Raw genomic sequence first — 22,136 nt, 5'->3', positions numbered from 1 at the left:
CAACCATCAAGGGAAGGTGACACCCGTATGAGCACCACCCCGCAGATGAGCCAACTGGGACAACAGCAAGGACAGCAGGGTCAGCAGTTCCCGAGCACCTCTCCGTACCAGCAGCAACAGCAGCAGCCGTTCGGCCAGCAGGGCTTCGGCCAGCAGCAGCCGTACGGCATGGGCGGCGGCTCGCTGGAGCAGCTCCAGCAGCTCGGCCAGCAGCAGCCCTACCAGCAGCTGCTCCAGCAGCTCGGCCAGCAGCCCTTCGCCCAGCAGCAGGGCTTCGGCCAGCAGCAGATGGGCCAGCAACAGCAGCAGCAACAGGTCGAGCAGCAGGTGCAGCAGCACATCCACCAGATCGCCCAGGCCGCCGTGCAGTACGTGCAGCAGCAGGTGCAGACGCAGGCCTTCCAGGCCGGCATCGCGAACGGCTACATCGACGTCGTCCAGCCGCTGCCGGGGCAGCCGAGCGTGATCGGGCTGGTGGTCGGCGGTCAGCTGAGGGTCCTGTTCAACCCCGGCCCGCAGACCCACGACCAAGTCCAGGAGGCGTTCGCCTTCGGTCACCAGGTGATCGGCATCTGGGACTCGGCCACGCCGCAGATCCTGCGCAGCATCCAGATCCGCAAGATCTGACCGGGTGACACGAAGGGCGCCTCCCTGTGGCGGGGAGGCGCCCTTCTCAGTGCCTGCGAGCGCGAACTACAGGGCGACGCCGAGCAGCGCGTCCACCGCGCGCGAGACGACGCCGGGGGCGCTCTCGTCAGTGCCGCCGGACTCCTCCTGGCGGGCCGCCCAGCGGTCGACCGCGGCGAGCGCGGCCGGGGCGTCGAGGTCGTTCGCGAGGGCCTCGCGGATCTCCTCGACGAGTTCCTCGGCGGCCGGGCCGTCGGGCCGGGAGACGGCGGCACGCCACCGTCCGAGCCGCGCGACCGCGTCCTCGAGCACCTGGTCGGTCCACTCCCAGTCGGCCCGGTAGTGGTGGGCGAGCAGGGCGAGCCGGATCGCGGCCGGGTCGACGCCCTCGCGGCGCAGCGCGGAGACGAAGACGAGGTTGCCCTTGGACTTGGACATCTTCTCGCCGTGCAGGGCGACCATGCCGGCGTGGACGTACGCCTTGGCCATGGGGAACTCGCCGGTGAGCACCTGGGCGTGGGAGGCGCCCATCTCGTGGTGCGGGAAGGCGAGGTCGGAGCCGCCGCCCTGGACGTCGAAGGTCATGCCGAGGTGGTCGAGGGCGATGGCGACGCACTCGATGTGCCAGCCGGGGCGCCCGCGGCCGAGCGAGCCGCCGTCCCAGCTGGGCTCGCCCGGGCGGGCGGCCATCCACAGCATCGGGTCGAGCGGGTTCTTCTTGCCCGCCCGGTCGGGGTCGCCGCCGCGCTCGGCGGACAGCAGCCGCATGGCGGCGGCGTCGAGGTTCGAGACCTTGCCGAAGTTCGGGTCGGACTCGACGGAGAAGTAGATGTCGCCTTCGAGTTCGTAGGCGGCGCCCGCGTCCCGGAGCCGCTCGACGAGCGGGACGATCCCCGGTATCGCCTCGACGGCGCCGATGTAGTGCTGCGGCGGGAGCATCCGCAGGGCGGTCATGTCCTCGCGGAAGAGCGCTGTCTCCTTCTCGGCGAGGGCGACCCAGTCGACGCTGTCCCGCTCGGCGCGCTCCAGGAGCGGGTCGTCGACGTCGGTGACGTTCTGGACGTAGTGAACCTGCCGCTTGGTGTCGAGCCACACGCGCTGCACGAGGTCGAACGCGTTGTAGGTCGCCGCGTGACCCATGTGGGTCGCGTCGTACGGCGTGATGCCGCAGACGTAGATACGGGCGACGGGACCGGGGTCGAGGGAGACCAGACCGCCGGTCGCGGTGTCGTGGATCCTCAGGTCGCGGCCCTGACCAGGCAGGGCGGGGACCTCGGAAGCGGGCCAGGCATGCATGTCATGAGCCTAACCGGACGGATGTTCCGTATACGAACCGGACCGGGCCGGATGGCCGGTAAGGCGGTCTTGCGCGCTGTCGTCCAGTGTGCAGCGACACCGGCGGTCGGGGAACGGCCGCCGCTACACCGGCGGCCAGGGAATGGCCGGCCACTCACCGCTCGGCTCCGGGTGCTTGCCGGTGGCGAGCAGTTCATCGACCCGCGCGCGCGTGGCGTCGAGTTCGGCGGGGGTGATGAGTACGGCCAGACGCGCGGCCAGGGCTCCCTCGGCGCCGAGCGCCTCCTTGAGGCCCTTCAGGACGTCGACCGCCTCCCCCGTCAGGGGCTCGCCCGCCCAGCCCCACAGCAGCGTGCGGAGCTTGTTGTCGACGTTGAAGGTGACGCCGTGGTCGATGCCGTAAAGGCGGTCCCCGGCGGGCAGCAGATGGCCGCCCTTGCGGTCCGCGTTGTTGATGACGGCGTCCAGGACGGCCAGTCGGCGCAGCCGTTCGTCGTCGGCGTGGACCAGCAGCGCGGTCTTTCCCTCGCCGACCTCGGCGAAGCCGATGGCCTTCCAGCCGGGCTCGGGTTCCTCGCCGTCGACCAGGGCGAGCAGCTCGGCGCCGGGCTCGCCCTCGATCCACAGCTGGACCATGCCCTCGCCGTAGGGCCCGTCGCGCAGCACGGTGGGCGGTACGAGGTCCCAGCCGGTCGCCTCGGACACCTCGTAGGCGGCGACCTCGCGCTGGGCGAGGGTGCCGTCCGGGAAGTCCCACAGGGGGCGCTCGCCGCGGACGGGCTTGTAGACGCAGAAGGCCTCCTGGCCGTCGTGCGCCACGGAGCAGTACAGCACCGCGTTGGAGGCGTCCCGGATCTGTCCGCGCACCGTCAGCTCACCGCGGGTGAGCAGCTCTGCCGTGGTCACGCTCCGCGGCGGTATCCGTTCTGGCGCGGACATACGTGTCCTTCCGGGTCGAGCGGGAGGCTGCACAGCGGGCACGGCGGCCGCCCGGCGTTGACGACGTCCAGGGCCCGCTTGGCGAAGGCTCTCGCCTGCGCGCCGGTGAGCCGGACCCGCAGCATCGGGGGGCCGTTCTCCTCGTCCTGGAGGAGCCTTTCCTCGGCCTCGGCGAGGTCCTCCTCGGACTCCGCGTCGAGTTCCACGAGGGCCTGCGCCTCGACGATCATGCGCTGCTCCTCACCGTCCCAGGCCAGCGCCATGGTGCCGACGCGGAACTCCTCCTCGACGGGGGTGTCCAGCGGGGCGGTGTCGGAGATCTCGGTGGGTGCCATGGCCGGGACGGAGGCGTTGCCGCCGCTGCGCCGCACGACCTCGTCCAGCAGTTCGTCCATGCGTTCGGCGAGGGCGGCGACCTGGGTCTTCTCCAGGGCCACGCTGGTCACCCGGGAGCCGGCGGTGGCCTGGAGGAAGAACGTACGGCGTCCGGGCAGTCCGACCGTACCGGCCACGAAGCGGTCCGGGGGGTCGTAGAGGAACACCTGACGGGACACGTCCTGTCTCCTGGAGTCGTGGATGGGTGCGCCGCACTTGCGACCGCTTCACCCTACTGCGCCCGACGATCACGGTGCGCCCGCACCACCCCCGACGGGGGCGTCGTCCGCGGGAGGTGTCTCGCGGGGGGCCAGGGAGGCGAAGTCACCGGTGTCGCCGAGGCGTACGAGGAACGGGCGCAGACGGGTGTAACGGATCGCGGTGATGGAACACGGTTCGACGGAGATCCGCTGGAAGAGGTCGAGATGAAGTCCGAGCGCGTCCGCGACGAGCGACTTGATGATGTCGCCGTGCGAGCACATGAGATAGACGGCGTCGGGGCCGTGGTCGCGCTCCACGCGCGCGTTCCACTCCCGTACCGCCTCGGCGGCGCGGGTCTGCATGGACCGCATCGACTCGCCGCCGGGGAACGCGGCCGCCGACGGATGGGCCTGGACGACCTCCATCAGGGGCTCGTCCTTGAGCTCGGCGAGCTTGCGGCCGGACCAGTCGCCGTAGTGGCACTCGCCGATCCGTTCGTCGGTGTGGGCGGTCAGCCCGGGCCGGGCGTCCAGGAGGGGCTGGAGCGTCTCCTGGCAGCGCTGGAGCGGGCTGCTGACGATCTCGGCAAGGGGCAGCTCGGCGAGCCGCTGGGGCAGCGCGGCGGCCTGGGTCCGGCCGCGCTCGTCCAGGGCGACACCGGGGGTCCACCCGGCGAGCAGTCCCTCGGTGTTGGCGGTGGATCGTCCGTGCCGGACGAGGATCAGCGTGGGCATGCGGCCCAGGGTAGGCGCACGCGCGCGTGCACCGGCGGGCGAGTGACGGGAGAATACGCACCGTGATCGTGGACTGTGCCGTCTACCGCGACGGACACCGCACCGAGGGCCCCGACGACCTCTCCGACGCCCTGGAGGAGGCGCGGGCCGCGGGCGGGTTCGTCTGGATCGGGCTGCACGAGCCGTCGGAGCGGGAGTTCGACCTCGTGACCCAGGAGTTCGGGCTGCATCCGCTGGCCGTCGAGGACGCCCTGAAGGCCCATCAGCGGCCCAAGCTGGAGGTCTACGACGACTCGCTGTTCCTCGTCCTGAAGCCGGTGGTGTACGAGCCGAAGAGCGACCGGGTGTCCAGCGGCGAGGTGATGCTGTTCCTCGGCGACTCCTTCGTGGTGACCGTCCGGCACGGCGAGGGCGCCCCGCTGAAGGCCGTACGGCGGCGTCTGGAGCAGGAGCCGGACATGCTCCACAAGGGCCCGACGGCGGTGCTGTACGCGGTCTCGGACGCCGTCGTCGACCACTACGTGGAGGTGGCGACCGAGCTCCAGACGGATCTGGAGGAGCTGGAGGCGGAGGTGTTCTCGCCGGACGGGGGCGGCGGCTCGCGCACCACGGCGTCGCGGATCTACACCTTCAAGCGGCAGATCCTGGAGTTCCGCCGGGCGACCGGCCCGCTGGCGCTGCCGCTGACCCGGCTGGCGGGGCTCGGCCAGTTCGGCGGCTCGGTGCCGTTCGTCAGCGAGAAGGCGCGGCCCTTCTTCCGTGACGTCAACGACCACCTCACGCGCGTGAACGAGTCCGTGGAGGGCCTGGACCGGCTGGTGTCGGACATCCTGTCGGCGCATCTGGCGCAGATGAGCGTCCGGCAGAACGACGACATGCGGAAGATCTCCGCGTGGGCGGCCATGGCCGCGATCCCCACGATGATCGCGGGGATCTACGGCATGAACTTCGACCACATGCCGGAACTGCACTGGGTGTGGTCGTATCCGGCGGTGATCGCGCTGATGGCCGTCCTGGAGGTCCTGCTGTACCGGACGTTCAAGCGCAGGGGCTGGCTCTAGGACGCGGCGCTCAGGCGAACTCGGGGGCGGCGGTGGCCGGGCCGCCGAGCGCGTCGCGGCGTTCGGGCATCTTCAGGGAGACCATGCGGCGCCAGCCCGCGGCGCGTTCGTAGGCGTACACGGCGTGGATGCCGGCCGCGAGGACCGCCGACTTGGCCTTGGGCCAGCCGAGGATGCGGCCCATGTGGGCCATGACGGCGAGGCTGACGTCGCGGTAGACGCGGATCTCGGCGAGCGCGCACTCCCGGAGGATGCGCTGGATGTCCCGGCCGTGGCCCGCGTAGGCGAAGCGCAGCAACTCCTCGTGGCAGTAGGCGAGGTGGTTGTCCTCGTCGTTGGAGATCATCTTCACCGCCCGCCCGAGGTCGGGGTGGTCGGCGAAGTGCTTGCGCAGCAGCTCCATCTGCTCGGAGGCGCGCTGTTCGGTGACCCTGCTGTGCGCGAGGTAGGTCACGATGTCCTGCACGGTGAGCGGCTGGTCGGCCTTGAGCTTGTCGTGGGCGAGACCGATGCCGTTGCGCTCCAGGAGCATCGTGTAGTCGGTCTCGGGGGGTACGGGTACGGGGTCGAGGCCGCGCTTCTTCATCAGGGCGTTGAAGATCCGGCCGTGTTTGTCCTCGTCGGCGCCGTGCCGGGTGATCTTGGGGGCGAGTTCGCGCTCGCTCTCCGGGACCAGGGCGGCGATGCGGGCGTTCTCCCAGCCGCCCTGCGACTCGCCGCTGGCGGCGATGGAGCAGAACAGGCGGAAGGAATCGTCGTTGTCGAGGATCTCGGTGAACAGACTCTTGGCCGAAAGCATCGTGGGCACCTCTCTGCGGGACTCCGCGGCAATCCGCAAAGAACGAGTCAAATGCGGCGAGAGAGGTGCTGCAACAGCTGTGTCGGACAACTCCGCCAAAAGGAGGACCCACGGGGTCACGTCCGGGGCGTAACCCGGCGGGCACGCGCGCGTTGTTCTGCGTGACGGCCGTGGCGGGGAAGACCCCCGAGCCCCCACCACGGCCGCAGAAACTTCCGGCCTCCTGAAGCCGGTGTTACGCGAGTCCGGCCCGCTCCAGGGCCTCGGAGCCGGCGCGGAGCGCGGCGATCCGCTCGTCGAGCGTGAAGCCCGCGGGAGCGAGGCTCAGCGAGGTGACACCGGCCGCCGCGTACTCCTTCATCCGGTCGGCGATGCGGTCCACGGAACCGAGCAGCGTCGTCTGGTCGATCAGGTCGTGCGGGATCGCCGCCGCGGCGCCCTGCTTGTCGCCCGCGAGGTACTTCTCCTGGACCTCGGCGGCGGCCGCCTCGAAGCCCATGCGCTGGGCGAGCTGGTTGTAGAAGTTCTGCTTGGCGCTGCCCATGCCGCCCACGTACAGGGCCGTGTAGGGGCGGAAGGTGTCGGCGAGCGTGGCCACGTCCTTGTCCTCGCCGAGCGCGAGCGGCAGCGTCGGGTGGACGTCGAAGCCTTCGAGGGTCTTCCCGGCCTTCTCCCGCCCGGCCCGCAGGTACTTGATCGTGGTCTCCTCCAGGTGCGCCGCGGAGGGGAAGATCAGCAGCGCGCCGTCGGCGATCTCACCGGTCTGCTCCAGGTTCTTGGGGCCGATCGCGGCGATGTAGAGCGGGATGTGCTCGCGCTCCGGGTGCACGGTCAGCTTGAGCGGCTTGCCGGGGCCGCCGGGCAGCGGCAGCGTCCAGTGCGCGCCGTCGTAGGACAGCCGCTCGCGCGTCATCGCCTTGCGCACGATCTCGACGTACTCACGCGTGCGGGCCAGCGGCTTGTCGAACTTGACGCCGTACCAGCCCTCGGAGACCTGCGGCCCCGAGACGCCGAGGCCGAGGCGGAAACGGCCGCGGGAGAGCGAGTCGAGGGTGGCGGCGGTCATGGCCGTCATCGCGGGCTGGCGGGCCGGGATCTGGAAGATGGCCGAGCCGACGTCGATGCGCTCGGTCTGCGCCGCGACCCAGCTGAGCACGGTGGCCGCGTCGGAGCCGTAGGCCTCGGCGGCCCAGCAGACGGCGTACCCGAGGCGGTCGGCCTCCTGGGCGACGGCGAGATTGTCCGCGTCCATTCCGGCGCCCCAGTAACCGAGGTTGATGCCGAGCTGCATGGCCGATTCCCCTTACCGATCAGTAACGTCCCTTGTGGGCCGACCTTAGCGCGGGGTCATGGATCGGGGCAGTTCGCGGTCGTGTTCTTCCGCCCACAGCGATGCCGTGACGATCAGGGAAACTGGTTGTCCACAGGCCCCCACACCACTGGTTCAGGCCAGTAATGTCGGCGCTCATGGAGCAGAGGCATCTCGGCCGCACCGGCCTGCGTGTGTCCCGTATCGGACTCGGCACCCTCACGTGGGGCAGGGACACCGACGAGCACGACGCCGCGGACCTCTTGAAGACGTTCTGGGAAGCGGGCGGCAGCCTCGTCGACACGGCGGACGTGTACGGCGACGGGGAGGCCGAGTATCTGCTCGGACGCCTCATAGAAGGCCTGGTCCCGCGCCGGGACCTGGTCATCTCCACCAAGGCGGGCAGCGTGCCGGACCCGGACCGCCGCTTCGACGGCTCGCGCGGCCATCTGCTCTCCGCGCTGGACGCCTCCCTCACCCGCCTCGGCACGGACTACGTCGACGTGTGGCACGTCCACGCCTACGACCCCGAAACCCCGCTGGAGGAAACCCTCCAGGCGCTCGACCTGGCGGTCAGCAGCGGCCGCGCGCGCTACGCCGCCGTCTCCAACTTCTGCGGCTGGCAGCTCGCCAAGGCCGCGACCTGGCAGCTGGCGGCACCGGGCACCCGGACCCGGCTGGCGGCCACGCAGCTGGAGTACTCCCTGCTCCAACGGGGCGTCGAGCGCGAGGTGCTGCCGGCCGCGCTGGACCTGGGCATCGGGCTGCTGCCCTCCTCCCCGCTGGGCCGGGGGGTGCTCACGGGCAAGTACCGGGGGGACGCCACGCCCGTCGACTCGCGGGGCGCCTCCGAGCATCTGGCGCCGTTCGTCGCGCCGTACCTCGACGACACGGCGAGCCGCATCGTGGACGCCGTGCAGACCGCGGCCGACGGGCTCGCGGTGACCCCGCTCCAGGTGGCCCTCGCATGGGTCCGCGACCGGCCCGGGGTGACCGCCCCGATCGTCGGCGCGCGCAACGCGCAGCAGCTCACGGCGGCATTGTCAGTGGAGGCCCTTAGTCTTCCTGACGAGATCTGCCGGGCGCTCGACGACGTGTCGGCGCCCGTGCACCGCTATCCCGATCACGACTGGAGCACGCTGTGAGCACGGAGCCGGGGCCGACGGAGGAGACCGAGCCGGAGGAGGCGACGGCGACCGGAGAGGCCGGTGCCGCCGAGAGCGAGGCCGCCCAGGCCGACGAGGTCACGGAGGAGGCACCCGAGGCCGCCGGCGAGCAGGACGGGACCGCGGCCGAGGACGAGACGGCCTCCGGAAGCGGAACTTCAGCCGGGGCCGAGGACGAGACTGCGGCCGAAGGCGGGACAGCCACCGGAAGCGCAACTTCGGCCGGGGCCGAGGACGAGACCGCGGCCGAAGGCGAGACGGCCACCGGAAGCGGAACTGCGGCCGGAAGCGACGGCGAGGCCGCTCCCCAGCTGTCCGAGGCAGAGGCCGAGCTCGCGGCACAGAAGATCGAGCGGGAGCGCATCGCGCGGCGGAAGGCCGAGAAGCAGGGGCCCGTCGAGAGCGGCGCGAAGCTCAGCGGCAAGGCCGCCGATCTGCTCGCCGCCGTGCGGGCGGTGGAGAGCGGGGCCAAGCCGGTGGCGGCGGTCTTCAGCGAACCCCCGGCACCGCGCCGGCCCGCCCCGGAACCCGTGCAGCGCCCCCAGCCCGTCGCCGCGGACGTACCCGCGGCCCCCGCTGCCGAGACCGTCGCGTCCGTGCGCGGCGTCCTGACCGAGGGCGGCGCCCCCGAAGCGCTCGTCCCGCAGGTGGCCGCGGCTCTCGGGGAGGGCGCGGCCGATCAGCTGCGCGCCGATCCCTGGCAGTTGCTGCGCGTCACCGGGGTACGGCCGGAGCAGGCCGACGGGTTCGCGCGGGCGCTGCTGGGCGCGGAGTGCGGCCCGGACGACGAGCGCCGGGGCCGTGCCGTGACCGTCTGGCTGCTGGAGCAGGCCGCACTGGCCGGGCACACCGCCCTCGAACTGCCCACGCTCGTCGCCGCGCTGGGCAAGCAGGGCGTGCCGGACGCCGACGCGGCCGTGCAGAACACCCTCGCGGAGGCCGAGGCCCTGGTCTTCCAGGACGCCCTCGACCCGCGTGCCCCGGAGCCCGAGGACGAGGACGAAGAGCGCCCGGTCCGCGTCCTGGTCGGCCTGGAGCGGTACGCGCTGGCCGAGGAGAGCCTCGCCGACGGACTGGCCCGGCTGATCAACTCGACGCCCAAGCAGGACGGATCGGCCGAGGACTGGGAGCGTGCGGCGGGCGCCGCGCAGGCGTCGGCCGGTGAGCTGATCCGCGCGGTCGCGGCGCACGGCCTGGTCCTGCACACCGGCGGGGAGGCGTCCCTGGCGGAACCGGCGGCACTGCTCCAGGCGGCTCAGGAACTCGGCCTGCGTGCCTGGGCGACGGCCCACGGCCCGCTCGGGCGCGACCGCTTCGCGGCCCTGGTCCCCGGCGCGACGACCGTGACGACGGTCAGCGGTCTCCTGTCCGGCGCCGAGGGCCCGGGCCGGGACGCCGACGGCGCCCTCGACCTGGACCTCCTCGTCGTGCTCGACGCGCCGCAACTGGACGTGGAGACGGCGGCGCTGCTCACGGAGTCGTTGCCGGATGGGGCGCGGCTGCTGCTGGCCGGAGACCCGGGGGTTCTGTGGTCGGCGGGGCCGGGGCGGGTGTTCGCCGATCTGCTGGCCGCGCGGGTCTGCCCCCAGGTGGCCTCCCGGCTCCCCGACCCCGGTCCGCTGGGCGAGTTGGTCTCCGGTATCGGCATCGGCGAGCTGAACCAGGTCGAGGCCCCCGGCAAGGAGGTCGTGATCGTGCCGGTGCGGGACGCTGGCGAGGCCGTGCACCGGACCGTGCAGCTCGTCGCCGACTCGGTGCCGCGGGCGATCGGCGTCCCGCCCGAGGACACCCAGGTCATCACTCCGGGCCACGGCGGAGCGGCGGGCACCCGCGCCCTCAACGCCGCGCTCAAGGAGCGCCTCAACCCGGGCCCGGGCCGCTTCGGCGGCTTCGACCCCGGCGACCGCGTCGCCTACTCCCCCGCCCCGGGCCGCACCCTGCCGGGCAAAGTGGTGAAGGCCGACGCGGAGGGCCTGCACCTGACCTGCTCGGGCGAGGCCGTCGTCGTCCCGAAGGACCGCGTGGACCAGTCCGTCCGCCACGGCTGGGCCCTGACCGCCCACCAGGCGGCCGGCGGCCGCTGGCCGGCGGTGGTGGTGGTCCTCCCGGGCGACGCCACCCAGTCCCTGACCCGCCCCTGGGTCTACACAGCCTTCAGCAGAGCCTCCCGCCACCTGTCAGTGGTACACGGCGCAGAACAGGCCCTCCCCAGGGCAGTGGCAGAAATCGAGGCAAAGCCCCGCACAACCCGCCTACAGGTGCTGCTCACCCCACAGTTGGCGTCGAGCTGACGCACCTAAGGGGCGCGGGGAACTGCGCGACCAGCCCCCACCGTCCCGCAGTCACGCACACATCGCCGCCCCCACGGCGAACCCGTGCAAAAACCGGCGGTGGTCACGGAAACCCACCTCCGTGACCACCGCCGCTCAAGCCCAGCGCTAGCGGTGGGCCTCCAGATCCTCGTCCTCATCCAGATCCGCGTCGAGCTCATCCAGCTCGTCGTCATCCGCACCGTCGTCGATCTCGTCGTCGAAGACCGCGCTCACATCGAACCGGCACACCACCTGCTGCGGATCGACCCCGTCGAACGGCGCCTCCAGCCACTCACCCGGCTCGGCCGGCTCCTCCGCCGCGGTCACCCACAGCGTGGAGTCGCCCTCCTCCAGGCCGAACTCCTTGTGCCGGGAGGCGATCTCGTCCGGTTCGTACTCACCGAACAGCAACCCCAGCGCCCCGTGCACCGTGCCGGAGCCCGCCGCGCCGGAGGCCTCCCCGTCGGGGTCCGCCGCCTCGATCCGCTGGGCCTGTGCCAGCAGCCGCTGCGGCTCCGCGACCGCGTAGTCGCGGCGGATCAGCACGCTCAGCGCGTTCGGTTCCTCTGGACCCGCGTACGGCGGCAGTTCCTCCGCGCCGGGGATCTCGAAGGGTGTGACCTCGTCGTAGCGGTCGTAGAGCAGCTCGTCGTACGCCTCGGCGGCCGCGGCGAGTTCGTTGAACGCCTCGTAGACGGCCTCGTCGTCCTCCCCCGACCGGCGTTCGACCGCGGCCAGGTGGCGGTCGAGCGCGGTCTTGACCGCGTCGGCGGCGGCACGTACCTCGGCAGCGGTGGGCTGCACAGCATCAGACATAGTGCAGACGCTATCCGTACCGGGCCCCAGCCCGCACAATAGATGCGATGCCGGAATACGAATTTGTCGACGTGTACGTACCGCGCGGGGTCTCCCGCAAGGACACCACACGTCTGCTGACGGACCATGCCGAGTACGGACACTGGGAGTTGGACCGCCTGAGCCTGCTGCGTGACGGAAGCCGCAAGGTGCGGCTGCGCCGCAGGATCATCCGCCAGGTGCGGGCCACTTGGTGAGGTGAGGCCGGGAGAACGGAGCGGGCCCCGCAGTTGCGGGGCCCGCTCCGTTCCGTGTCCGCTCCGCTACGCCGCGGCACGGGCCTTGCGGTAGAGCACCGCGCCCGCCAGCAGCGCGCCCGCCCCGACCGGGAGGGTCAGGCCCAGCGGCAGGTCGCTGCCCGTGTGGGCGAGCTGGGCGTCACCGTGGGGCTGGGTGACCGTCTGGGTCCCCGGGTGGTTGCCGCCCGGCGTCCCACCGCCCGACGCGGGCGGGGTGCCCGGGGTCCCGGGCTGACCCGGCTCGACCGGGTTTCCGGGGTTGCCCGGAGTACCGGGCGTGCCAGGGTTGCCGGGCGTACCAGGGTTGCCCGGCTGGTCCGGGCCGCCGGGAGGCGGCGTCTGGTGACCGCCACCGCCCGGAGGAGTGCCCGGGTGGCCGCCGCCCGAGCCGTCGCCGCCGTTCCCGCAGTCGTTGCCCGTCGTGGAGTTGCCGACGCCGATGATGTCGACGCTGTTGCCGCAGACGTTGACCGGGACGTCGACCGGCGCCTCGACGTGGTTGCCCGAGCCGACGCCCGGCGAGTCCGAGGCGTGCCCGCCGGACGACGAACCGCCACCGGAACCCCCGTGTCCGCCGGAGTCGCCGTACCCGCCGGAGCCGGACGATCCCCCCTGGTTGGCGCACTTGTTGCCGGCCGCCGGGTTGAGCACCCCGACGACGTCGACCGTGTTGCCGCACACGTTCACCGGCGCGTGCACCGGCGCCTGCACCGTGTTGCCCGACAGCACGCCGGGTGAGTTCGACGCGGAACCGGCCGCCCCCGAGTCGGCGTGCGCGGCGCCGCCCGCCGCGGCGAGCACGCCGGTCGCGGCCGCCACCGTCATCAGGCCTTTGCGGGTTACCTGTCGCATTCCTGAATTCCCCCTGCCTTGTCGATTCCGACCTGCGATCCTCGTGAAAAGACCGGTCGGCCCCGGAGCGCATGGCGCGCGCTCCGAGGCCGACGGGCTCAGCCCCTCATGGGGCGAGGCACAACGTCACTTGTTGATGCAGGTGTTGCCGAAGGCGGGGTTCAGCAAGCCGATCACGGAGACCGTGTTGCCGCAGACGTTCACGGGGATGTGAACCGGCACCTGGACGACGTTGCCGGACAGGACGCCCGGGGAGTGCACCGCGGCACCCTGAGCACCCGAGTCGGCAGCAGCGAGGCCCGCGCCCGCGAGAACCAGGCCACCAGTGGCAGCCGCGGCGGCGACGACCTTCTTGATCATTATTCCTCCTTGTTGGCAATGCGATCCCAAGTAGCGGATCGCATCACCTGTAACGAGGAGGGAGTAATGGAGCTACGAGCTTATGAGCGCATTCACCCTTCTCAGTCGTGGTCGTACGTGCGCCCGATAAGCAACGTCAACTTCAGGAGGCGTCTCAGGACGCGTCGATGAACCGGTCCAGCACGCGCACGCCGAACTTCAGCCCCTCCACGGGCACCCTCTCGTCGATGCCGTGGAACATGCCCGCGAAGTCGAGCTCCGGCGGCAGCTGGAGCGGCGCGAAGCCGAAGCAGCGGATGCCGAGGTCGTCGAAGGACTTGGCGTCGGTGCCGCCCGAGAGCATGTAGGGCACGGCCTTCGCGATCGGGTCCTCGGCGCTCAGCGCGGTCTGCATGGCGTCGACGAGCCGGCCGTCGAAGTCGGTCTCCAGCGCCTTGTCGCCGTGCACGTCCTCGCGGCGCACGCGCGGTCCGAGGATGCGGTCGAGGTCGGCGAGGAACTCCTCCTCGTAGCCGGGCAGGAAGCGGCCGTCGACGTGGGCGGTGGCCTGGCCGGGGATGACGTTGACCTTGTAGCCGGCGCCGAGCATGGTGGGCGCCGCCGAGTTCTGGAGCGTCGCGCCGACCATCTTGGCGATGCCGCCGAGCTTGGCGAGGGTCTCGTCCATGTTCTCGGGGTCGAGCTCGGTGCCGAGGGCGTCGGAGAGCTCGTCGAGGAAGGACCGCACGGTCTTGGTGACCCGCACCGGCCACTTGTGCCGCCCGAGCCGGCCGACGGCCTCGCACAGCTCGGTGATGGCGTTGTCGGTGTTGGTCATCGAGCCGTGGCCTGCGGTGCCGTCCACGGTGAGCCGCATCCAGTGCATGCCCTTCTGGGCGGTCTCCACCAGGTACAGCCGCAGGTTCTCGTTGACGGTGAAGGAGAACCCGCCGACCTCGCCGATCGCCTCGGTGACGCCCTCGAAGAGGTCGGGGTGCTTGTCGACGAGGTACCGGGCGCCGTACGTGCCGCCGGCCTCCTCGTCGGCGAGGAAGGCGAGGACGATGTCGCGCGGGGGCTTGCGGCCGCTGCGCAGCCGGTCGCGGACGACCGCGAGGGTCATCGCGTCCATGTCCTTCATGTCGACCGCACCACGGCCCCACACGCACCCGTCGGCGACCTCGCCGGAGAAGGGGTGGTGGGTCCAGTCCGCCGCGTTGGCCGGGACGACGTCGGTGTGGCCGTGGATGAGCAGCGCGGGCTTGGAGGGGTCCTCGCCCTCGATGCGGGCGACCGTGGAGGCGCGCCCCTGGTGGGATTCGAAGATCTGCGGGTCGAGGCCCACCTCGGCGAGCTTCTCGGCGACGTACTCGGCCGCCTTGCGCTCCCCCGGCCCCGAGTGGTCGCCGTAATTGCTGGTGTCGATCTGGATCAGCTCGCGGCAGAGGTCCACGACCTCGTCCTCGCCGGTGACGTGCCTGGTCGTGTCCGTCCCGCTCACGCTGCTTCCTCCCGCTGTACCTGCTGGTGGTCCCCTCATCCTCTCTCTCCGACGGGCCGCGCCCAAGACCGGACCCGGTCCGTCACACGCCGTTCACGTGGGAGCGAGGGGGTGATCGGAGCACTTCGAAAGCCTGGTAATGTTTCCTCTGTCGCCGCGAGGGAAACCCCGCACGACAGACACCTTGTCCGGGTGGCGGAATGGCAGACGCGCTAGCTTGAGGTGCTAGTGCCCTTTATCGGGCGTGGGGGTTCAAGTCCCCCCTCGGACACCAGCTGAAACCCCTGTTGATCAGGGGTTTTCTGCTTTTCCCAGCACATTCGTGAAATCTCCGCCGCCAGGTCGGCAACCTCCGCGCCGTCCGCGGTGACCACTCCCTGACACACAGCACCATCCAGCACCCCCCTTCAGGGACGAACAGGGATGAAGCGGATGAGACGAGCACGTGCACGTTCCCCCAAGCTGTACGCCGCGATGGCCGGGCTCGGCCTGGTGGCCGCGGCCGGCACGGCCTTGGTGATGCCGGAGGCCTCCGCGGCCACCCCGGGCGCCACCGGCTACGCGACACAGAACGGCGGGACCACCGGCGGCGCGGGCGGGACCACCGTCAAGGCCACCACCGGCACCCAGATCCACCAGGCCCTGTGCGGCCGGGCCAGCAGCAGCACCCCGATCACCATCCAGGTCGAGGGCACCATCAACCACGCCAACACCAGCAAGGTGTCCGGCGCCAGTTGCAACACCGCGGACGGGGTGATCGAGCTGAAGCAGATCAGCAACGTCACGCTCGTCGGCGTGGGCAGCGGGGCCGTCTTCGACCAACTGGGCATCCACGTCCGGGAGTCCAGCAACATCATCATCCAGAACGTGACGGTCCGGAACGTCAAGAAGTCGGGCTCGCCCACCTCCAACGGCGGGGACGCCATCGGCATGGAGAGCGACGTCCACAACGTCTGGGTCGACCACGTCTCGCTCCTCGCCTCCGGCGGCGAATCGGAGGGCTACGACGGCCTGTTCGACCTGAAGGCCAACACCCGGTACGTCACGCTGTCGTACAGCACGCTGCGCAACTCGGGCCGCGGCGGGCTCATCAACTCCAGCGACAGCGATCTCTCCAGCAGCTATGTCACGTTCCACCACAACCTGTACGAGAACATCGACTCCCGTGCGCCCCTGCTGCGCGGCGGCATCGCGCACATGTACAACAACCACTACGTGAGCCTGAACGAGTCCGGCATCAACTCCCGGGCCGGCGCGAAGGCGAAGGTGGACAACAACTACTTCGAGGACTCCAAGGACGTCCTCGGCACCTTCTACACGGACCTGGCCGGGTACTGGCAGGTCAGCGGCAACGTCTTCGACAACGTGACCTGGTCCGCCCCCGGGGACGAGAACAACCCGGCGGGCCCGAACCCGGTGTCCAACACCTCAGTGAGCATCCCGTACGCCTACACGCTGGACCAGGCGTCCTGCGTCCCGGCGATCGTGGCCAAGACGGCCGGCGCGGGGACGGGGCTGGCGGTGTCGGACGGCAGCTGCACGGCGACGACACCCACGGCGACCGCGACGCCGACGGCCACGGCGACACCGACGGCCACCGCCACTCCCACCGCTCCCACCGGGACCAACCTCAGCATCGGCGCCGGCTCCGACGGCTCCAGCAAGGCCGACGGCACCAGCTACGGCAACGTCCGTGACGGTGACACGAGCACCTACTGGTCACCGAGCGGTTCGACCGGCAGCGTCTCCATCAAGTGGGGCTCGGCCACCACCGTCTCGAAGGCCGTCATCAAGGAGACGTCGGCCGCTGCGGGCCGCATCGGCTCCTGGCAGGTCCTCAACGGTGACACGGGCGCCGTTCTGGCCTCCGGTAGCGGCGCGGGGACCATCTCGTTCGCCTCGACCTCGCTGAAGAAGCTCACCTTCTCGATCACCAGCGCCAACGGCACCCCACAGATCGCTGAATTCGAGACGTACGCCCAGTAAACAATTGCACCAACTCCGCCTGTTCTCGGAGCTCTTGGGTGATGTGCGGCCGATGTGGGGCATGTCTCGTCCGCTGCCAGGAGTCGCAGGTCAGGCGGTGTGCGGCCCGTTCGGGTACCCACCCGGACGGGCCTCTCCAGTGGCCGTCCCAGGGGCCCGGACCTAGCGTCGTACTAAAATTTCCGGCTTGTTACGGAGCTGGACCCGGACAACCCCAGGCAGACCTGCGGGCCCGCCAGCGCCCCGGAGGCTTCCGGGATCGAGACGCGAGGACCGATGGCAGCCATTCACGAGAGCAGTGCTCTCGGCCTGCTCGATGAGGAGATCCGCGAGCGGTTCGGGGACACGGCCCGTTTCTCCGGGGGCCCCGCGGCCTCTCCGCGCACGCTCGTCGACATCTTCGACGCGTGCGTGCGCTCCTACGCCGACGAGCCCGCCCTGGACGACGGCGCGACGTGCCTCACCTACCGCGCCCTGGCCGTCGAGGTGGAGCGGCTGCGGCGGCGGCTCGCGGAGGCCGGGGTCGGGCTCGGGGACCGGGTGGGGGTGCGGGTTCCGTCCGGGACCAATGATCTCTACGTCGCGATTCTCGCCGTACTCGCCGCCGGTGCCGCCTATGTGCCGGTGGACGCCGAGGACCCGGACGAGCGGGCCGGGTTGGTGTTCGGGGAGGCGGAGGTACGGGCCGTCGTCGGGGCCGGGCACGAGCTGACCGTCACCGGGCGCGGTGAGGTGCCCGCCGCGCGGCCCGGGGTCGAGCACGACGCGTGGATCATCTTCACCTCCGGGTCGACCGGCAAGCCCAAGGGTGTCGCCGTCAGTCACCGCAGTGCCGCCGCGTTCGTGGACGCCGAGGCCGCGCTGTTCCTGACCGACGAGCCCATCGGTCCGGGTGACAGGGTCATGGCGGGCCTGTCGGTCGCCTTCGACGCGTCCTGCGAGGAGATGTGGCTGGCCTGGCGGTACGGGGCCTGTCTGGTGCCGGTGCCGCGCTCGCAGGTCAGGAGCGGGGCCGACCTCGGGCCCTGGCTGGTCGAGCAGGAGATCACCGTGGTCTCCACGGTGCCGACGCTCGCCGCGCTCTGGGAGCCGGAGACCCTCAACGACGTGCGGCTGCTGATCTTCGGTGGTGAGGCGTGCCCGCCCGAGCTGGCGCAGCGGTTGGTCACCGAGGGGCGCGAGGTGTGGAACACCTACGGGCCGACCGAGGCGACCGTCGTGGCCTGTGCGGCGCTGATGACCGGCGAGGAGCCGATCCGGATCGGACTGCCGTTGCGCGGCTGGGAGTTGGCGGTCGTCGACGAGGCCGGGGAGCCCGTACCCATGGGCGCCAGTGGGCAGTTGGTGATCGGCGGCGTCGGGCTCGCGCGCTATCTGGACGCCGAGAAGGACGCGGAGAAGTACGCGCCGCTGGAATCGCTGGGCTGGGAACGGGCGTACCGCAGCGGGGATCTCGTGAAAGCGGAGCCCGAGGGGCTGGTGTTCCTCGGGCGGGCCGACGAGCAGATCAAGCTCGGCGGGCGACGGATCGAGCTGGGTGAGGTCGACGCCGCGTTGCAGGCGTTGCCCGGTGTCGCCGGTGCCGCGGCGGCCGTACGGACCGCGCGCAGCGGCAATCAGCTGCTCGTCGGGTATGTCGTCACGCAGGACGGCTGGGACCCGGCGACGGCCGTCGAGAAGCTGCGCGCCGAACTGCCCGCCGCGCTGGTGCCGTTGCTCGCGCCGGTCGACGAGCTGCCGACGCGGACCAGCGGCAAGGTGGACCGCAACGCCCTGCCCTGGCCGCTGGAGAACCTCGAAACCTCCGGTCCCGCCGAGCAGTTGTACGGCACCGAGGCCTGGCTCGCCGAGCAGTGGGCGGAAGTCCTCGGCATCCCGGTGAGCAGCGCCTCCGACGACTTCTTCGCGATCGGCGGCGGCAGCCTCGCCGCCGCGCAGCTGACCACGCGCCTGCGTACCCGCTACCCGAGCGCGGCCGTCCTGGACATCTACCAGCAGCCGGTGCTGCGGAAGTTGGCCCGCAGGCTGGAGAAGTCGGCGCAGGACGACGGCGGTACGCGGTTCGTGGCACCGGTTCCGGTGCGGGCGAAGGTGCTGCAACTCCTGCTGCTGGTGCCGCTGTTCACGCTGCTGGGGCTGCGCTGGACCGTGGTGCTGGCCGCGCTGGGGAACGTGCTGCCGTACGCCTGGCTGCCGACCGCCCCTTGGTGGCTGGTCGGGGCGGGGGCGCTGGTGCTGTTCAGTCCGCCCGGGCGGCTCGCGATCGCGGCGGGCGGGGCGCGGCTGCTGCTGCGGGGAGTTCGGCCGGGGCGGTACGCGCGCGGCGGGAGTGTGCATCTGCGGCTCTGGACTGCGGAGCGGCTGGCCGAGTTCAGCGGGGCGACCGGGCTGACCGGCGCGTGGCTGGAGCGGTACGCGCGGGCGCTGGGCGCCAAGGTCGGCCCGGACGTCGACCTGCACTCGCTGCCGCCGGTGACCGGCATGCTCAAGCTCGGGCGAGGCGCGGCCGTCGAGTCCGAGGTGGACCTCTCCGGCTGGTGGCTGGACGGTGACCGGCTGGAGATCGGCCAGGTCAAGGTGGGCGCGCACGCGGTCGTCGGGACACGCAGCATGCTCTTCCCGGGCGCGCGGGTCGGCAAGCGGGCCGAGGTGGCGCCTGGTTCGGCGGTCACCGGGCAGATTCCCACCGGTCAGCGGTGGGCGGGCGCGCCCGCGGTGAAGCTGGGCAAGGCCAAGCGGAACTGGCCCAAGGAACGGCCGCGCCGGGGGACGTACTGGCGGGTGATGTACGGCGTGAGCGGCTTCGGGCTGAGCGCGCTGCCGGTGCTGGCGGGGGCGGCCGCGTTCCTGGTGGGCCGGGTGTTCTTCACGCCGGACGCGCCGCTCACGGGGGCCGCGCTGGCCCTCGTACCGGCGACGCTGGCCTTCGGGGCGGCGTACGCGCTGCTGATCCTCGTCGGTGTGCGGCTGCTGAGTCTGGGGCTGCGGGAGGGGACGCATCCGACGCACAGCCGGGTCGGGTGGCAGGCGTGGACGGTGACGCAGCTGATGGACCGGTCGCGGGAGACGCTGTTCCCGCTGTACGCCGGGCTGGTCACGCCGGTGTGGCTGCGGCTGCTCGGGATGCGCATCGGGCGCGGGGCCGAGGTGTCGACCGTGCTCGCGCTGCCGAGTCTGACGACCGTCGGCGAGGGGGCGTTCCTGGCCGACGACACGCTGACCGCGCCGTACGAGCTGGGCGGCGGCTGGATGCGGATCGGGCGGGCCGAGATCGGGCGCCGGGCCTTCCTCGGGAACTCGGGGATGACCGCGCCGGGGCGGTCCGTGCCGGACGGCGGGCTGGTGGGCGTGCTGTCGGCGACGCCGAAGAAGGCGAAGAAGGGCAGCTCGTATCTGGGGCTGCCGCCGGTGAAGCTGCCGCGCAGAGCGGCCGACGGCGACCAGAGCCGGACGTACGACCCGCCTGCGCGGCTGCTGTGGGCGCGCGGCCTGGTGGAGCTGTGCCGGATCGTGCCGGTGTTCTGCTCGGCGGCGATCGGGGTGCTGACGGTGGCGGCGCTGTGCGCGCTGGGTGTGTGGGCTTGGGCCCTGTCAGGTCTGATGCTGCTCGCGGCCGGTGTCGCGGCGGCACTGCTGTCGATCGTCGCGAAGTGGCTGCTGGTGGGGCGGCATCGCAGCGGGGAGCATCCGCTGTGGAGTTCCTTCGTGTGGCGCAACGAGCTCGCGGACACGTTCGTCGAGGTCGTGGCGGTGCCGTGGCTGGCGGGTTCGGTGCCGGGTACGCCGCTGATGACGGCGTGGCTGCGGGGGCTCGGGGCGCGGGTCGGCAAGGGTGTCTGGGTGGAGAGCTACTGGCTGCCGGAGACGGACCTGGTGACGCTGGAGGACGCGGCGACGGTGAACCGGGGCTGTGTGCTCCAGACGCACCTCTTCCACGACCGGATCTTGCGGACGGATACTGTGGTCCTCCGTGAGGGCGCGACGCTGGGTCCTGGCGGGATCGTGCTGCCCGGCAGCATGATCGGGGCCCGTACGACCCTGGGTCCCGCGTCGCTCGTCATGGCCGCGGAGTCCGTCCCCGACGACACCCGTTGGCTCGGCAATCCGATCGAGGCATGGCGTCCCTGAGCGCGGGCCACTCGGAGCCCATGGGCGGCGGTCAGAGTGGCAGTACGGCGCAGGGAGTAGACACACCAGTGGCGGTTCAGCAGGCGGCGGGGTCCGACCCGTACTTCCCGGACAACGGTGACGCGCGGTACCGGGTGCACCGGTACGAGCTCGCGCTGGACTACCGTCCGGGCCCGAACCGGCTGTCCGGCACGGCCCGGATCAACGGCATAGCGGGGCGTTCGCCGCTCACCGAGTTCTTCCTGAATCTCGCCGACTTCCGGATCGGGCGGGTGCGGGTGGACGGGCGTCAGCCGCACTACACGCACCGCGGCGGCAAGCTGCGCGTCCGCCCCGCCAAGCCGGTGCGGCCGGGCGCGGCCTTCACCGTCGAGGTGCACTGGTCGGGCAATCCCAAGCCGGTCAACAGCCCGTGGGGCGGCCTGGGCTGGGAGGAGCTGGAGGACGGGGCGCTGGTGGCGAGCCAGCCGATCGGGGCGCCGTCCTGGTACCCGTGCAACGACCGGCCCGCGGACAAGGCGTCGTACCAGATCTCGATCACCACGCCGTCGGCGTACGCGGTGGTCGCGGGCGGCAGGCTGCTGACCCGTACGACCCGTGCGTCCACGACGACCTGGGTGTACGAGCAGTCGGCGCCGACCTCCAGCTATCTGGTGGGGCTGGCGATCGGCAAGTTCCAGACGGTGCTGCTGGGTGATCCGGGTCCTGGCGGGGTGCCGCAGCACGGGCACATCCCGGCGCAGCTGCTTCCCGAGTTCTCCCGGGACTTCGCGCGGCAGCCACAGATGATGGACCTCTTCCAGGAGCTGTTCGGCCCCTACCCGTTCGACGAGTACGCGGTGGTGGTGACGGAGGAGGAGCTCGATGTCCCCGTCGAGGCACAGGGGTTGTCGCTGTTCGGCGCCAACCACGTGGACGGGGCGCGGGGTTCGGAGCGGCTGGTGGCGCACGAGCTGGCGCACCAGTGGTTCGGCAACAGTGTCTCGATCGCCGACTGGCGGCACATCTGGCTCAACGAGGGGTTCGCGAAGTACGCGGAGTGGCTGTGGTCGGAGCGTTCGGGCGGCCGTAGTGCCCAGCAACTAGCCGCCGCAGCACACCGGTTGCTGTCGGGGCTGCCGCAGGACCTGCGGCTGGCGGACCCGGGCCGCAAGTCGATGTTCGACGACCGGCTCTACGAACGCGGCGGGCTGACCCTGCACGCGGTGCGCTGCGCGATGGGCGACGACGCCTTCTTCCGGATGCTGCGCGGCTGGGCGGGGCTGCACCGGGGCGGGGCGGTGACGACCACGACGTTCACCGCGCATGTGGCGCGGTTCGCGTCCGAGCCGCTGGACGACGTCTTCGACGCGTGGGTGTACGGGGCGGAGCTGCCGCCGCTGCCGATGCCGGAGACTCGGGCGGCGGGCTGAGAATG

At 71.5% G+C, this 22,136-nt stretch carries 18 protein-coding genes and 1 tRNA gene; 9 read left to right on the top strand and 10 right to left on the bottom strand.

Annotated elements, in window-relative coordinates; genetic code table 11:
- The first annotated feature begins 27 nt into the window (after nt 1-27).
- On the top strand, nt 28-627 hold the full coding sequence (locus tag IQ210_RS37920) for a hypothetical protein (RefSeq protein ID WP_194083785.1): 600 nt from the start codon (nt 28-30) through the stop codon (nt 625-627).
- Nucleotides 628-693: 66 nt separating this feature from the next.
- Here IQ210_RS37920 and mshC read toward each other — a convergent pair whose 3' ends face one another.
- The 4 genes from mshC to IQ210_RS37900 all read right to left on the bottom strand — a co-directional run bounded on the left by mshC (nt 694) and on the right by IQ210_RS37900 (nt 4,172).
- Complete coding sequence (gene mshC / locus IQ210_RS37915; protein ID WP_194083784.1) at nt 694-1,923, bottom strand: cysteine--1-D-myo-inosityl 2-amino-2-deoxy-alpha-D-glucopyranoside ligase; 1,230 nt, start codon at nt 1,921-1,923, stop codon at nt 694-696.
- 123 nt (nt 1,924-2,046) lie between these two features.
- Complete coding sequence (locus IQ210_RS37910; protein WP_194083783.1) at nt 2,047-2,862, bottom strand: SCO1664 family protein; 816 nt, start codon at nt 2,860-2,862, stop codon at nt 2,047-2,049.
- Nucleotides 2,826-3,416, bottom strand: coding sequence for a DUF3090 domain-containing protein (locus IQ210_RS37905; protein ID WP_194083782.1), 591 nt, complete (start codon nt 3,414-3,416; stop codon nt 2,826-2,828). Before IQ210_RS37905 ends, IQ210_RS37910 begins: the two co-directional genes overlap by 37 nt.
- Nucleotides 3,417-3,485: 69 nt before the next feature.
- Nucleotides 3,486-4,172, bottom strand: a complete 687-nt coding sequence (locus tag IQ210_RS37900; RefSeq protein WP_194083781.1) for a histidine phosphatase family protein — start codon at nt 4,170-4,172, stop codon at nt 3,486-3,488.
- A 62-nt stretch (nt 4,173-4,234) separates the two neighbouring features.
- On the opposite strand from IQ210_RS37900, the gene corA reads away from it, so the two are divergent.
- Nucleotides 4,235-5,233 carry a magnesium/cobalt transporter CorA gene (gene corA, locus IQ210_RS37895; protein ID WP_194083780.1) on the top strand — a complete coding sequence of 333 codons (999 nt, stop codon included), beginning with the start codon at nt 4,235-4,237 and terminating at the stop codon, nt 5,231-5,233.
- A 10-nt stretch (nt 5,234-5,243) separates the two neighbouring features.
- On the opposite strand, the gene IQ210_RS37890 is transcribed toward corA, so the two are convergent.
- Nucleotides 5,244-6,032 (bottom strand): ferritin-like domain-containing protein, encoded by a 789-nt coding sequence (locus IQ210_RS37890; protein ID WP_194083779.1) that lies wholly within the window; start codon nt 6,030-6,032, stop codon nt 5,244-5,246.
- Between the two features lie 235 nt (nt 6,033-6,267).
- Nucleotides 6,268-7,323, bottom strand: a complete 1,056-nt coding sequence (locus IQ210_RS37885; RefSeq protein ID WP_194083778.1) for an LLM class F420-dependent oxidoreductase — start codon at nt 7,321-7,323, stop codon at nt 6,268-6,270.
- Between the two features lie 176 nt (nt 7,324-7,499).
- Between IQ210_RS37885 and IQ210_RS37880 the strand changes: the two genes are divergently transcribed.
- Together IQ210_RS37880 and IQ210_RS37875 are read left to right on the top strand one after the other, a co-directional pair.
- Nucleotides 7,500-8,486, top strand: a complete 987-nt coding sequence (locus IQ210_RS37880) for an aldo/keto reductase (protein ID WP_194083777.1) — start codon at nt 7,500-7,502, stop codon at nt 8,484-8,486.
- Nucleotides 8,483-10,798 carry a helix-hairpin-helix domain-containing protein gene (locus IQ210_RS37875; RefSeq protein WP_194083776.1) on the top strand — a complete coding sequence of 772 codons (2,316 nt, stop codon included), beginning with the start codon at nt 8,483-8,485 and terminating at the stop codon, nt 10,796-10,798. The genes IQ210_RS37880 and IQ210_RS37875 overlap by 4 nt, the downstream gene beginning before the upstream one ends.
- A 147-nt stretch (nt 10,799-10,945) precedes the next feature.
- Here IQ210_RS37875 and IQ210_RS37870 read toward each other — a convergent pair whose 3' ends face one another.
- Complete coding sequence (locus tag IQ210_RS37870; protein ID WP_194083775.1) at nt 10,946-11,635, bottom strand: hypothetical protein; 690 nt, start codon at nt 11,633-11,635, stop codon at nt 10,946-10,948.
- Between the two features lie 47 nt (nt 11,636-11,682).
- Here IQ210_RS37870 and IQ210_RS37865 point away from each other — a divergent pair, with 47 nt between their 5' ends.
- Entirely contained in the window at nt 11,683-11,871 is a 189-nt protein-coding gene (locus IQ210_RS37865; RefSeq protein WP_079308592.1) for a DUF5703 family protein, read from the top strand.
- Between the two features lie 66 nt (nt 11,872-11,937).
- Here the strand turns inward: IQ210_RS37865 and IQ210_RS37860 are convergent, their stop codons facing one another.
- From IQ210_RS37860 to IQ210_RS37850, 3 genes are all read right to left on the bottom strand, one after another.
- Nucleotides 11,938-12,765 (bottom strand): chaplin, encoded by an 828-nt coding sequence (locus IQ210_RS37860; RefSeq protein ID WP_194083774.1) that lies wholly within the window; start codon nt 12,763-12,765, stop codon nt 11,938-11,940.
- A gap of 126 nt (nt 12,766-12,891) precedes the next feature.
- Nucleotides 12,892-13,125, bottom strand: a complete 234-nt coding sequence (gene chpH, locus IQ210_RS37855; protein ID WP_194083773.1) for a chaplin ChpH — start codon at nt 13,123-13,125, stop codon at nt 12,892-12,894.
- 154 nt (nt 13,126-13,279) lie between these two features.
- The gene (locus IQ210_RS37850) at nt 13,280-14,605 is read right to left on the bottom strand and encodes a M20/M25/M40 family metallo-hydrolase (protein ID WP_059196582.1); all 1,326 of its coding nucleotides are present in this window, start codon (nt 14,603-14,605) and stop codon (nt 13,280-13,282) included.
- 186 nt (nt 14,606-14,791) lie between these two features.
- Between IQ210_RS37850 and IQ210_RS37845 the strand changes: the two genes are divergently transcribed.
- The 4 genes from IQ210_RS37845 to IQ210_RS37830 all read left to right on the top strand — a co-directional run bounded on the left by IQ210_RS37845 (nt 14,792) and on the right by IQ210_RS37830 (nt 22,131).
- A tRNA-Leu gene (locus IQ210_RS37845) sits at nt 14,792-14,879 on the top strand.
- A 158-nt stretch (nt 14,880-15,037) separates the two neighbouring features.
- Nucleotides 15,038-16,591: a pectate lyase family protein gene (locus IQ210_RS37840; protein WP_194083772.1), complete on the top strand. Its 1,554-nt coding sequence runs from the start codon at nt 15,038-15,040 to the stop codon at nt 16,589-16,591.
- A gap of 276 nt (nt 16,592-16,867) precedes the next feature.
- On the top strand, nt 16,868-20,719 hold the full coding sequence (locus IQ210_RS37835) for a Pls/PosA family non-ribosomal peptide synthetase (protein ID WP_194083771.1): 3,852 nt from the start codon (nt 16,868-16,870) through the stop codon (nt 20,717-20,719).
- A 68-nt stretch (nt 20,720-20,787) separates the two neighbouring features.
- Nucleotides 20,788-22,131, top strand: a complete 1,344-nt coding sequence (locus IQ210_RS37830) for a M1 family metallopeptidase (RefSeq protein WP_194083770.1) — start codon at nt 20,788-20,790, stop codon at nt 22,129-22,131.
- Nucleotides 22,132-22,136 lie beyond the last annotated feature (5 nt).

This window comes from Streptomyces justiciae, assembly GCF_015163075.1.
In the GTDB taxonomy this organism is placed as follows: domain Bacteria; phylum Actinomycetota; class Actinomycetes; order Streptomycetales; family Streptomycetaceae; genus Streptomyces; species Streptomyces justiciae.
The sequence above is the reverse complement of the archived record's forward strand: the minus strand, read 5'-3'. Positions and strand labels throughout refer to the sequence as shown.